Here is a 12,463-nt window from a genome sequence, read left to right as displayed (position 1 = left end):
TGCGGCGGGCCGGCCTGCGCCTGCCGCCCGCCTGCACCGGGGCCCCCGCGGTCTCCCGCACGCGGCGCACGACCATCGCCTCGTCCTGCCAGCCGACCCACCACGCCAGCTTGGTGGCGTAGCCGTCCCGTTTGGCCTGGTCCTTGATCCGGGCGACCAGCGGAACGGTGCGTTGCAGCGCCTCGACCCGGCCGTCCACCGAGTCGAGGTCGTAGTCGGACAGCAGGCTGCGGATGGCGAACTCGAACAACGGGATCCGCCGCGCCACCAGGTCCCGCACGGCCGCGTCGCCCTTGGCGAGCCGCAGTTCGCAGGGGTCCATCCCCTCCGGGGCGACGGCGATGTAGGTCTGGCCCGCGAACGTCTGGTCGCCCTCGAACGCCTTCAGCGCGGCCTTCTGCCCCGCCTCGTCACCGTCGAAGGTGAAGATGACCTCGCCGCGGAAGGCGTCGTCGTCCATCATCAGCTGGCGCAGCACCCGCATGTGCTCCTCGCCGAACGCGGTGCCGGACGAGGCCACCGCCGTGGGCACCCCGGCCTCGTGCAGGGCCATCACGTCGGTGTAGCCCTCGACGACGACCACCTGGTGGCGCCGGGCGATCTCCCGCTTGGCCTGGTCCAGACCGAACAGCACCTGCGACTTCTTGAAGATCGGGCTCTCGCTGGTGTTCAGGTACTTCGCCTGGATGGGGTCGTCGTCGAACAGGCGGCGCGCGCCGAACCCGACGACGTCGCCGCCCCGGTCCTTGATCGGCCACACCAGCCGCCGGTGGAAGCGGTCGATCGGGCCGCGCCTGCCCTCCTTGGAGACCTGCGCCTTGTACAGCTCGGCCAGCTCGAAGCCGTTGCGCAGCAGGTGTTTGGTCAGCTTGTCCCACCCGCCGGGGGCGAACCCGCAGCCGAAGCGCTGCGCCGCGGCGCGGTCGAAACCACGTTCGGAGAGGAACGCGCGCGCGGCCTCGGCCTCCGGGGTCTCCAGCTGCTCGGCGTAGAACTCCTGGGCGGCCTTGTGCACCTCCACCAGCCGCATCCGGGTGCCCCGGTCGCGGCGGGGCGCGGCGCCGCCGCCCTCGTAGGTCAGGTGCAGGCCGATCCGGTCGGCCAGCCGCTCCACCGACTCCACGAACGGGAGGTGCTCGATCTGCATGACGAACTTGATGACGTCGCCGCCCTCGCCGCAGCCGAAGCAGTGGAAGGTGCCGTGGCTGGAGCGCACGTTGAGCGAGGGTGTCTTCTCCTCGTGGAACGGGCACAGGCCCTTCAACGCGCCCCCGCCCGCGCGGCGCAGTGCGACGTACTCACCGACGATCTCGTCGATCCGATTGCGCTCGCGGACCTGCGCGATGTCGCTCTCCCGGATCCGTCCCGCCACACCCCCACTCTAGAACACCGCCCCACCCACCCCTCCCACGGCGGCGGGCGGCCGTCCCCGGCGTGGTGTGCCGTGAGGGGCACTTTCCCTGCGCGTGGTGCAGTGAATGTGCCCCTCACCGCACCGGGTGCAGGGAAAGTGCCCTTCACGGCACACCCGGAGGGCCTGTGGGCGGCGGAGGTGGCGGGGCATACTCGCCGGTGTGGTCGCACGGGGTGGGGAGTCGCTCGTCGGGGAGTTCTCCGCGTTGCGGGGGCATCTGCTCTCGGTGGTCTACCGGCTCACCGGGTCGGTGGCCGACGCCGAGGACGCCGTGCAGGAGGCGTGGCTGCGGCTGAGCACACTGCCCGCGACGCGGCGGGAGGAGATCCGGGACCTGCGCGCGTGGGCGACGACCGTGGTGAGCCGGATCGCGCTCGACCGGCTGCGTTCGGCCACCGCCCGCCGGGAGTCGTACATCGGCGAGTGGCTGCCCGAGCCGATCGTGACCCCGCTGGGTGCGCCGGCGGCCGACGACCCGCTCGACGCCGTCGTGCGCGACGACGGCGTGCGTATGGCCGCGATGGTGGTGCTGGACACGCTCACCCCGCAGCAGCGGGTGGCGTTCGTGCTGCACGACGTCTTCGACGTGCCGTTCTCCGAGATCGCCGACCTCCTCGGCTGCACCCCGGCGGCGGCGCGGCAGCACTCCTCCCGGGGCCGACGGGCCGTCGCCGAGGCCGATCCGCCGCCGCGCGCGGACCCGGCCGAGCAGCGCGCGGTGCTGGACGAGTTCGTCACCGCACTGACGAACGGCGACCTGTCCGCGTTGACCGAACTGCTGCACCCGGAGGTCTCCCTGACCGGTGACTCGGACGGCAAGGGCCGCACCGCCCGCCGCGTCATGACCGGCGCCGACACGCTCGTCCGGTTCGTCGCGGGCCTGCTGCGGCGCTACCGCCCGGGGTTCCTGGACACGGCGCGGCCGGTGCTCGTCAACGGCGACGTCGGGCTGCACCTGCCGGCCGAACCGGGTGGCGACGGCTACCGCGCCCTGGACGAGCACGTGCAGGCCGTGGTGGTGCGCCACGGCCGCATCGTCGCCCTCTACGACGTCGTCAACCCGGACAAGCTCACCCACGTCCCCCGCTGACCACCGGGGCGGTCCGCACGATCCGGTCGCGACGGGTGCCGCAGGGACCAGCGCTCCGGTACCCTCCCGGGTGATCGGACGTGATGGGGGCGCCGATGGAAGACGTCGTCGGTTTCGCGGTCTTCGCCGGGTCGCTGTTCCTCGTCGCGGGCCTGGTGCACTGGATCCGGAACGCGACCCGCGACGGGAACCTGGGTCGTAACTTCGCGGTGGGGCTCCGGACGAAGGTGACGCTGTCCTCCGACGCGGCGTGGGAGGCCGGGCACCGCGCCGCCGGGCCGTGGCTGGTGCGTGCGGCGTGGACCGGCTACGCGGCGGGCGCGACGGCCGCCGTCCTCGCGGTCGCCCGGGCGCTCACCGACACGACACCGGTAATCGCCCTCGTGGTGCCCGGCGCGGGAATGCTCGCGATGCTGGCCCTGATCGTGCTCGGCTGCCGACGTGCCGACAGCGCCGGGCGCGACACCGACGCCGACGCCGAGTCCGGGTGAGCGGGCGCGCCGTTCGAGTGGCACGACCATCCCTGAGTCCGGACAGCGTTTGACGAGCCCGGTCACAACGGTGCTGCAAACCAGTTTCCACAAACTTCTGTTCTTCATCTGAAATATTCAGCGGAAACGCCCGGGTGACTGGTTAATTTCTACCATCACTCGCCACGCCTCGCCGAAGTTGATCGATAACAGAATTGCCCCTCACTCGGTACACAACTGACGTCGCACACGACCACATGGCTTTGGTGATTTTTCTTACCTTGCCCTGGCGAAGGGCCGGAGTGGCCTCACATCTGCCTGGACATGCAGGTCAAGACGCTTTTCGCGGTTCCCGAGTTCCTACCCCGAACTCCGTTACAAATCCGTGAGGAGTCACGCTGTAGCAAGTCCGGTCCGAACCACGACAATCCGATGGCCGCCATGTCGAGCAGGACAGCGTCCCGGCAGTCGGCCGCGCGCCACACGGCGTGAAAAAAGCCGATCGGAAATCAAAGAACAACGGGAGGGCAGAAAGCGTGACAGCCTCACCCCAGTCGGCGGAAGGCTCGGCCACGGCGGCCGGGTTGACGCGCGCGGCGGTCGTCGGCATGGGCTACGTCGGTCTGCCGACAGCGCTCGGGTTCACCGAGGCCGGTTGGGACGTCATCGGCGTGGACACCTCCGACGAGCGGGTGACCGACATCCGGGCGGGACACGCGGACCTGCTGCCGGCGGATCATGACCGCCTCGCCGCGGACCTGGACACCCGCCTGTTCCTCACGACCGACCCCGGCCCGCTCTCCGGTGTGGATCTGGTCGTCATCTGCGTCCCGACCCCGGTCGACGAACACGCCGTACCCGACCTCGACCCTCTGCGGTCCGCGTGCGCGACGGTCGCCGGGAACGCCACCCCGGGCCAGATCATCGTGCTGACCTCCACCAGCTACATCGGCAGCACCCGCGACCTCCTGCTCCCCCTCCTGGAGGCCCGCGGCCTCACCCCCGGGGTCGACGTGCACGTCGCCTACAGCCCCGAACGCATCGATCCCGGCGACGCCACGCACGTCCCGAAGTCGACGCCGCGCGTGGTCGGTGGCGTGACACCACGCTGCGCCCGCCTGGCCGCCGACGCGCTCGCCGCATCGGCGTCGGTGGTCCACACGGTCTCGTCACTGGAGGCCGCGGAGGCGACGAAGCTGTTGGAGAACACCTACCGTGCGGTGAACATCGCGTTCGCGAACGAGTACAGCGCGGCGATGCGGGAGCAGGACCTCGACCCCGAGGAGATCATCTCGGCGGCGGCCACGAAGCCGTACGGGTTCACCGCGTTCCGTCCCGGACCGGGCGTGGGCGGGCACTGCATCCCCTGCGATCCGCACTACCTGCTCTGGGACCTCCGACGACGGCGTATCGCGGCCCCGCTGATCGAGCATTCGATGACCGCGATCGCCCAGCGCCCGCGCACCGTCGTGGAACGCGCCCGGGAACTGCTCGCCGACACGGGGACGGCGCTGCGTCGCGCGCGCGTGCTCCTCGTCGGTGTGACCTACAAGCCGGGCGTCGCCGACGTACGCAGCTCCCCCGCCGTGGAGATCATCCGGTACCTCCGTGCCGAGGGCGCCGAGGTCTCCTTCACCGACCCGCTGGTGGACAGACTGCCCACCGGCACCGGCGTCCTCAGCACCGAGGCGTCGGAGGACGCATGGGATCTCGCCATCGTCCACACCGCACATCCCGGGCACGACCTGTCGTGGCTGGCGAATGTGCCACTCGTCCTGGACACCACCTACCGGCTGGATCTCCCCGGCCGTCATCTGCTCTGAGGAGGGCACATGGGATACGACAACGAGAAGCTCGCCTACACCGGTCCCGCCGTGATGACCATCGGCGGCGTCACCTTCGGCATCGAGTGGCTGATCATCGCGGGAGTGGTCCTGGTGATCGCCGGAGTGATCCTCATCCGGGGGCTGGGTCGTGCCTCGCAGAAGCGGTGACGAGATCCGCGCGACGCTCGTCTGCGCCGTCGCCGTAGTGTGCGCGACGGCGTGGACGATCGTCTACCACCTCACCTTCGGTGACGCGCGACTGTCGGTGACCCTCGTCTTCTACGGTGTCACCACGAGCGTGCTGATCGCGTTCCTGCTCGCCGCGGTGCGGCGGCGCAGCTTCACCCACCTGCCGCCCGCCGACGGGACGGTGATCGCCATCGTCCCGTGTTTCAACACCGAGACGGAGGCCGTGTACCGCACCGTCCGCTCCCTGCTGGAGCAGTCGCGCCCGCCCGACGAGATCTACGTGATCGACGACGGGTCGGACGAGCCACTACAGGGGTTCGAGCACGACCGTGTGTGGTGGTTCAGCCACCGCAACGCGGGGAAACGGCACGCACAGGCCGCGATCCTGGAGCACCTCAAACACCGCGAGTTCGACTTCCTGCTCACCGTCGACGACGACGCGGTCCTCAAGCCGGACGCGGTCGAACACACCCTGCGCGCGATGAGCGACGACCGGGTGCAGGCGGCGACCGGCCTGCCCGTCGTGCGCAACCGGCGGGACAACTGGTTGACCCGCACCACGGACCTGGAGATGGTGACGTGGTGCCTGACGGTCCGTTCGGCACGGTCGCACGTCGGCGCGGTGGCCCCGTGTTCCGGAGTCCTGGCGGTGTACCGCAGGGACCTCGTCTACGACAATCTGGAGGACTACGTCACCTCCGGCACCGCAGGGGACGACCGGCGGCTGACGCACTACGCGCTGGAGCGGGGCCAGGCCGTCGCGGTCAACGAAGCCGTCGTCGAGACCACGATGCCGGACACGGTGAAAGGGCTCTGGCGGCAGCGGGTTCGGTGGTTCAAGTCGTACTGGCGCTACCTCTTCTGGGAGATCAAGTTCCTCCGCCCCGTGCCACTGCTGTTCCGGGTGTACTCGCTGATCTTCTTCGTGCTCACCCCCGTCATCCTGGCGTGGGTGGTGCTCGTGCTCCCCGGGATGGACAAGCTCGCCGCCGTTCAGGGGTTCGGGTACTGGATCACGCTCACCTACGCGCAGACCGCGATGTACGCCGCCCAGCGACCGGAGCTGGCGACACGGTCCCGCGTGGTCACCTGGCTGCTGCTCACGCCGGTGGTCTCCGTGGTGAATCTGCTCGTGATCAAGCCGGCGATGTACTGGGCCGTGACCAAGGCGCGGGACGAGTCGTGGCAGACCCGCAGCGCGGGTGCGGGCCGGGACGAAGCGACCAGGCTGGTCCGGGCGGTCCCGCCACCGGCGGGCGGACCGGATCGTGCGGCCGGGTACCCGGCCGGTCCCCGCACCGGACCGGGCGGGAACGTCGGACACCGCGCACGTCCGACCCCGCACACCGCGGAGCGGCCCACACAGCCGCGGACGGAGCAGACCCGACTGCTGCCCTCGAACGGGGTCCTGCCCCGTGGACGGCAGAACGGCCGGTGAGATGCTCGGCGGTCGAGTCACCGGCCAGGCCCGAGGGAGGTGATCAACGCGACCGCACCGGCCGTCACGCGGACCGGTTCGCTCGGGCCGCCGCGTCGGCGGGCACCGGAACCCGGCACGCCGCGCCCGAGGTGAAGCCCTGGTCGGTGATGCCGAGGGCGCTGTTCATCCGGGCGCGCATGTTCTCCAGCCCGATCTGGTAGGTCAGTTCCACCAGCCCGGCACGTCCGAACTCGGCCTCCAGCTCGGCCACCTGCCCGTCGCTCACCCGTAAGGGCAACTCCGTCATCGCGTCGGCGTAGGCGAGCGCGAGCCGCTCCTGCCGGGTGAACAGCGGCGAGGTCGGATAGTCGTCGATCGCCCGCAGCCGCTCGACGTCCAACCCCGCGTGCTTCTGCAGCATGGTGCCGAAGTCGATGCACCACGAGCAGTTCACCCGCACGGCCGTCCGGTACACGGCCAGCTCCCGCACGGTCGGCGGCAGCGTGCGGCTCCCGTACTCGACCAGCATCTCGTGCGCGCCGAACGCGGCAAGCAGCTTCGGGTGGTGCGCCGCGACGGTGACCGGCTCGGGTACCGCCCCGTAGCGCCTGCGCGCGAACCGGTACGCCAACCGCGCGCGCCACGACGCATGTGCCGTCGGGACTCCCGGAATGCGTGCCATGGTTCCTCCTCCGTGCCGACGGGCGTCCGGATGACGCCCTCGACACGGGGACGGGGCCGCGCCCTCCGGTGTGACAACGCGCGGAACGGGCGCGGCCCTCAGCGCGTCCCGGAGCGCGCGACCATCACCCGACCGTGCCTGGAAGGGTCCGGCGCGGGTCGTGTGCACCGTAGTCCGGCAGTTCGTACACCCGGGCGACGGCGGCCTCCACCTCGCGGCAGTCGAGGCCACCCTCCTCGGCCACGGTGAACCCGAGTTCCAGCACGCGGAAGGCGAGGGCACGCAGGGCCGGCCCGGTGTCGGTGTACCCGGCGTCCTTGCGGCGGTACAGCGCTTCGGTCTCGGCCTCGACCGCCCGTGCGATGCGCAGCAGTGCGGCGGGCAGGTCCCGCTGTGCGGGCGCGAGCGGTGGTGCGGGCAAAGCCGTGGTCGGTGTGGACATGTGACTCCTTAGGTCGTTGTCGGTAATCGCCGACTCCGGCTGGGCGGGGAGCCGGGACGGCGACCGCACCGGCCGGAGCCGCGTCACAGCCGGTATAGCCCCTCCAGAACCCAACGGAGCAGGTGTTCGTCCGGAGCGGGCCGGAACTCGGACAGCGCGCGCCGCGCATCCTCGATCGCCTCGTCCGGGTCCACGGTGGGCCAGACCGGCCGGGTGGGGCGCACCGCGCCGCGGCGGTGCCGGGGTTCGGTTCTCGGCGGAATCTCACGCACCACGGGGCACCGCGTGCTCCGACATCCGGTCACCGAGTGCGCGCACCCGCCGTCCGGTGTCCCGTACAGCCCGCGCGTCGGTGAGTGCGGCCTCCGCGAGATGCCCGAGCGTGCCGACGACCTCGTAAACGTGTCGCCGCAGTTCGGGGTCACCGTCCGGGCGCCGATCGCGGTCGCCCCAGGAGACCGGGCGCACCGCCTCCAGCACCCCGCGGCCCCGGTCGTGCAGGTCCTCCCACTTCCCACCGCTGCGCGAACACACCTCCGCCAGGAGGTCGTCGAGCAACTCCCATTGACGGCGGGTCAACTCCGCCGTCACCTCTGTCCCGTCGCAGTCCGGGGAGCTCATGCGACATCCCTTCGTCCTCGATCACGGACGCGTCGGTGGCCGATCCCGGGCGACGACGCGCTGACATCCGTCACGATCGGCGAGGCGAACCGCAGGCGGAAGAGGACACAGCGGGGACGGACCACTGACCGGTCTGCCCCGCTGTGTCACCGGCTTGTCACTACCGGTGCCACGGACGCAAGTGCCAGACTGGCCGGGTGAATCCCTCACTCCGGGAGACGCGATGACTGACGAGCAGCCTGCCTGGGCCCGACGCATCCGTTCACTGCGCCGGGCGCACAGCTGGTCCCAGGTCGCCGCTGTGTGCGAACTGCGCAGGCACGCCGACGCGGCACTCCCTTCCACCGAGCACCTCGTGCGCCGGTGGAAGGACTGGGAGAGCGGTAAGAACCGGCCCAGCGACTTCTACGCTCCGCTGATCGCGGCAACGCTCGGCACCGTGACCTCGGCACTGTTCCCACCCGAGGGCGCTACCCCGGCCATCACCCCGGAGTCCGAGGTCCTCACCGCCACAGGCATGGACACCCTCGAACTGCTGACACGCCTGCGGTCCTCGGACATCGACGACACCACGCTCGACGCGGTGCGCATCACCGTCGAGAAGCTGTGCTGCGACTACTCGCGCCGACCGCCGCGCGAGCTGCTCGTCGAGAGCCGCAAGTGGCTGCGACGGCTGGTCGACATGCGGTGGCAACGGCTCACGTTCGCCCAACACCGGAGCACGCTGGAGCTGGCAGGGTGGCTCGCGCTCGTCGTCGGGTGTCTGGAGTACGACCTCGGTGACCCGGACGCGGCCGAGGCCACCCGGCGTTCGGCGCTGAGCCTGGGCGAGGAGGTGGGTAGCGCCGACATCCTCGGGTGGGCGCACGAGATGCGGGCGTGGTTCGCCCTGACCCGCGGCGACTACCGGAGTGCCCTCGCGGCGGGCCGTACGGGCGAGGCCGTGGCCGGAGCTCGCGGGGTGTCGGTGCAGCTGGTCGCTCAGCAGGCGAAGGCCTACGCCCGCATGGGCCTGCGCGACGAGATGCGCCGCGCCCTGGCACGCGGGCGGGCCGTGCTCGAGGCGCTCCCGTATCCGGACCGGATCGACAACCACTTCGTCGTCGACCCGTCGAAATTCGACTTCTACGCCATGGACTGTTACCGGACCGTGGGAGAGGATCGCCTCGCCCGGGAGCTCAGCGACGAGGTCGCCCGGGTCAGCACGGGAGCCGGGCACGGGAAACGGTGGCCGATGCGGCTCGCCGAGGCGCGACTGACCCGTGCCGTGGTCGCGGCCCGGGACGGCGACCTCGACCACGCCACCACACTCGGCCACCGGGCGCTCGAGGCCGGGCGACGTTCCCTGCCGTCGCTGCTGATGGTGTCCGGGGAGCTGGCGACGACACTGACCCACCGCTTCCCCACCGAGCCCTCCACCCGGGACTACCTCGACGCCCTACGGTCCGTGCGACAGAGCACCCGCTGAGCACCGCGGGCACCGCGCCCTCCGGTGTGACAGCACCGGCCCGGTTAGCGCTCCAGCAGCGCGTCCACGTCCCACAGCCACACGTCGCCGACGGGGCGTCCCGGGGCGTCGAGCAGGGCGCCGACGGTCGCCCGGAGTTCGTGCTGACGTTCGGTCCCGATCGGCAGGACCACCAGGTCCGCGTTCCAGTACTGGAGGTCCCGCCGGGCGGCGGCGCGGTCCTCCACCGTGATCTCCGGCATGCGGCCGTCCTCGGCGACGCGCTCCAGCAGGACCGATGTGGGCCTGCGCGGGGCACCGTACATGCCGTCGCCGTCCCGGTTCGGCCCGACGAAGTAGCCCTCCACCAGCGGGAAACCCATCCCGGCGGCCGTCTGCCAGTGCAGCGGGTCGGCGTCCCCGACGTCCGGCGGGGGGACGGGCACCACGGAGCCGTCGTGCACGTGGGTGCGCCAGGTGCCGTCGGCGAAGAAGGCCGGTGCCTCCTCGCGTTCGGTCACGCGCAGCTCGGTGGGCGCGATCGGGATCAACGCGAAGGCCAGGGCGCTGACCCACACGATCGTGGCGGCGTAGCGCCGGTCGGGGCGTGTGCGCAGGCGCAGCACCCGCTCGGTGGCCATCGCCAGCAGGATCCCGACGGGCACCAGGGCACCCATCGCGAACCGGCTCTCCAGCACCGAGTCGAACAGCGGACGGTCGAACAGCAACAGCCAGATGCCGGGGATCGCGGTGGGGGTGCCGTCCAGGTAGAGCACCGCGCCCATCGAGATCCACGCCAGGACCAGTGCGGTCACCGCGAGCGCGCGGGCGGAGACCACCCGCCACAGCGCCGCCACCACCGCGGCCAGCACGAGCAGCAGCGGCCACCCGAAGAAGGCGTTCTCCTCGGTGCGGTTCATGGACAACGGCACGGCACTGTCCGGGGTCCCGGCCAGCGACTCGGTGGCGAACGCCGGGAACGCGGCGAGGTCGTTGCCCCGCAGCCCGTGTTCCAGGCCGGGATAGCTCTGCGGGCCGAAGAACTGCCACCACAGCGGCACCGCGACCAGCACCAGTGCCACGGCGGCGCCGGTGCCGAGCGCGACGCCGAGCGGGCGGGCCAGGGCGAGCGCGTGCGCCGGGCGCATCAGCGCGTAGGTGAGTGCGAACACGGTCATCGTGACCGCGGCGATCAGCAACGGTTCCTTGCCGAGCATGAGCTGCCACGCCACCAGCAGCCCGAGGATCACCCCACCGCGCACCGGCGGCGCCCCGCGCACGACCGTGAGCAGGCACAGCACGACGAACGGCAGCAGGAACAGGGCGACGAAGTTCGGGTGCGCGTTGCCGTGCGAGACGATCGGCGGGGCGAAACCGCAGAACGCCGCCCCGACGGCCGCACCCGCCCGCGAGTCCACGACGTGCCGGGACAGCACCCAGTACCACGCCACGGCGGTGCCCGCCATCCCGCCGGTGAGCACCAGCGCGAAGGTGACCGTCGGTCCGAACAGGACGGTGATCGGGGTCAGGGGGACGCCGAGCCCGAGCATCGCGGTGTTCGCCGCGAGGTTCACCCCGTCCGGGTGATTCTGCAGCGTGGTGGTGAGCGGGTTCTCGAAGTTCAGCACCTTGTGTGCCGTGACGGCGAAGAACCACTCCCAGAGGTTCTGGTCCTGCCCGCTGAAGAAGAGGTAGCCGTCCGAAAGGTTGAGCCACAGTGGACGGTAGATCAGGAACGCCGCGACGACGAAGGCCAGCATCACCACGGTGTCGGCCAGGCGCGGCCACAACACGGCACGGCGCACGGTCCCGCGCTCGACCGGCGGACGGCCGCGGGTGGGTGCCGTCGTCGTCACGGCTCGACCACCCGGGCGAGGAAGTACACCACCCCGGTGGCGGCGTGCCGCACGAGCAGCAAAAACGGACGGTCCACGGTCACCGTGACCGGTTGCCCGGACGGTGCCGACACCAACCGCATGGTCGCCGCCGTGGCGGCGGCGCCCTCCAGTCCGCTCTCGTCCACGCGCAACACCGACTCGTGCAGCACGTCGGACACCGTCAGCCGCGGGTCGTCGGAGAGCTCACCGAAGTCCGAGCCCGCCTCGAACATCGTGCGCACGCCCAAGGACGCCAACGCGGACCGGAGCCCACCGCGGGTGTCCAGGGCGAGGTGGGGCAGCGTCAGCTCCACCCGGGCCTCACGTTCGGCGGCGAGCAGCCCGGCCAAGGTGTCCGCGTCGAGTCCGGGCTCCTGCCCGGCCAGCGAGCGGTCGGGCAGCAGCACCGTGGCGCGCACCCCGCCGGCCGCGGGTAGGGTGACCAGCCGCCATCCCGCGTGTTCCGCGTGGCCGAGCGTCTCGGTCTGGCGCATCATCGGCACCTGCCGCGTCCCGGACGGACCGTGGAAATCACCCGGCCCGGTGTCGTCCGCACGGAACGGGAAGGTCCACGGGACCCGCAGGTAGAGCGCGTTGACCAGACCGGCCACGGTGTCGCCGTCGATGCTGCCGGGCGGGAGCAGTTCCGGGATGAGGTCCCGCGTCGTGCGGGCGACGTCGGCGTTGATCTCGGCGCGGGTGTCCTCGGGGTCCTCCGGGAACAACGCGGTCGCGACCGTGCCGCCCGGCCAGGTGGCGAGTTCCTCGGGGAAGCCGGGGCGGACCGCCAGGGCCCGCCACACCCACAGCCGGTTCGACACGGCCAGCTTCGGCGGATCGTCCGGGGCCTCGGGGGCGGGGTCCAGTTCGGCCGCGGTCCGCAGCAGCCCGGCCAGCTCCGCGACCGTCTCCGTCGCGTCCGGCTCCGTCGCGTCCGGCTCCGTGCTCCCGGTGTCCGCGGTCCCGACATCCGCGCCCCCCGGCG

General features: G+C 71.5%; 13 protein-coding genes. 6 read left to right on the top strand and 7 right to left on the bottom strand.

All coding sequences use genetic code 11. The annotated features are described in order from the left end of the window. On the bottom strand, positions 1 to 1,372 hold a 1,372-nt coding region (gene dnaG, locus ACTIR_RS22105), incomplete at its 3' end, for a DNA primase (RefSeq protein ID WP_065388552.1). 202 nt (positions 1,373 to 1,574) lie between these two features. Here dnaG and sigJ point away from each other — a divergent pair. The 5 genes from sigJ (at position 1,575) to ACTIR_RS22095 (ending at position 6,427) form a co-directional block, all read left to right on the top strand. Beyond that, positions 1,575 to 2,504: an RNA polymerase sigma factor SigJ gene (gene sigJ / locus ACTIR_RS0106910; protein ID WP_026453713.1), complete on the top strand. Its 930-nt coding sequence runs from the start codon at positions 1,575 to 1,577 to the stop codon at positions 2,502 to 2,504. A 95-nt stretch (positions 2,505 to 2,599) separates the two neighbouring features. Then, a complete protein-coding gene (locus ACTIR_RS22100) occupies positions 2,600 to 2,995 on the top strand; it encodes an SdpI family protein (protein ID WP_034238772.1) in 396 nt (131 codons plus the stop codon). Positions 2,996 to 3,510: 515 nt separating this feature from the next. After that, positions 3,511 to 4,797, top strand: a complete 1,287-nt coding sequence (locus ACTIR_RS0106900; RefSeq protein ID WP_233345843.1) for a nucleotide sugar dehydrogenase — start codon at positions 3,511 to 3,513, stop codon at positions 4,795 to 4,797. Between the two features lie 9 nt (positions 4,798 to 4,806). Further along, positions 4,807 to 4,968 carry a hypothetical protein gene (locus tag ACTIR_RS25795; protein WP_154663682.1) on the top strand — a complete coding sequence of 54 codons (162 nt, stop codon included), beginning with the start codon at positions 4,807 to 4,809 and terminating at the stop codon, positions 4,966 to 4,968. Then, positions 4,949 to 6,427 carry a glycosyltransferase family 2 protein gene (locus tag ACTIR_RS22095; RefSeq protein ID WP_084789344.1) on the top strand — a complete coding sequence of 493 codons (1,479 nt, stop codon included), beginning with the start codon at positions 4,949 to 4,951 and terminating at the stop codon, positions 6,425 to 6,427. Before ACTIR_RS25795 ends, ACTIR_RS22095 begins: the two co-directional genes overlap by 20 nt. A gap of 64 nt (positions 6,428 to 6,491) precedes the next feature. Here the strand turns inward: ACTIR_RS22095 and ACTIR_RS0106885 are convergent, their stop codons facing one another. The 4 genes from ACTIR_RS0106885 to ACTIR_RS22085 all read right to left on the bottom strand — a co-directional run bounded on the left by ACTIR_RS0106885 (position 6,492) and on the right by ACTIR_RS22085 (position 8,154). Beyond that, positions 6,492 to 7,091, bottom strand: coding sequence for a carboxymuconolactone decarboxylase family protein (locus tag ACTIR_RS0106885; RefSeq protein WP_026453711.1), 600 nt, complete (start codon positions 7,089 to 7,091; stop codon positions 6,492 to 6,494). A gap of 124 nt (positions 7,092 to 7,215) precedes the next feature. Then, complete coding sequence (locus ACTIR_RS22090; protein ID WP_052583748.1) at positions 7,216 to 7,533, bottom strand: hypothetical protein; 318 nt, start codon at positions 7,531 to 7,533, stop codon at positions 7,216 to 7,218. Between the two features lie 83 nt (positions 7,534 to 7,616). Then, positions 7,617 to 7,805, bottom strand: a complete 189-nt coding sequence (locus ACTIR_RS0106875; protein WP_233345842.1) for a hypothetical protein — start codon at positions 7,803 to 7,805, stop codon at positions 7,617 to 7,619. Next, complete coding sequence (locus ACTIR_RS22085) at positions 7,798 to 8,154, bottom strand: hypothetical protein (RefSeq protein ID WP_034238770.1); 357 nt, start codon at positions 8,152 to 8,154, stop codon at positions 7,798 to 7,800. The genes ACTIR_RS0106875 and ACTIR_RS22085 overlap by 8 nt, the downstream gene beginning before the upstream one ends. A 223-nt stretch (positions 8,155 to 8,377) precedes the next feature. On the opposite strand from ACTIR_RS22085, the gene ACTIR_RS0106865 reads away from it, so the two are divergent. After that, the gene (locus ACTIR_RS0106865; protein WP_026453709.1) at positions 8,378 to 9,622 is read left to right on the top strand and encodes a beta/alpha barrel domain-containing protein; all 1,245 of its coding nucleotides are present in this window, start codon (positions 8,378 to 8,380) and stop codon (positions 9,620 to 9,622) included. A gap of 44 nt (positions 9,623 to 9,666) precedes the next feature. Here ACTIR_RS0106865 and ACTIR_RS0106860 read toward each other — a convergent pair whose 3' ends face one another. Together ACTIR_RS0106860 and ACTIR_RS22080 are read right to left on the bottom strand one after the other, a co-directional pair. After that, on the bottom strand, positions 9,667 to 11,457 hold the full coding sequence (locus ACTIR_RS0106860; RefSeq protein WP_026453708.1) for a hypothetical protein: 1,791 nt from the start codon (positions 11,455 to 11,457) through the stop codon (positions 9,667 to 9,669). After that, the coding region (locus ACTIR_RS22080) for a serpin family protein (protein ID WP_034238767.1) at positions 11,454 to 12,463 on the bottom strand (1,010 nt) is incomplete at its 5' end. The genes ACTIR_RS0106860 and ACTIR_RS22080, both read right to left, overlap by 4 nt.

Source organism: Saccharomonospora iraqiensis subsp. iraqiensis, from assembly GCF_000430445.1.
In the GTDB taxonomy this organism is placed as follows: domain Bacteria; phylum Actinomycetota; class Actinomycetes; order Mycobacteriales; family Pseudonocardiaceae; genus Saccharomonospora; species Saccharomonospora iraqiensis.
The sequence above is the reverse complement of the archived record's forward strand: the minus strand, read 5'-3'. Positions and strand labels throughout refer to the sequence as shown.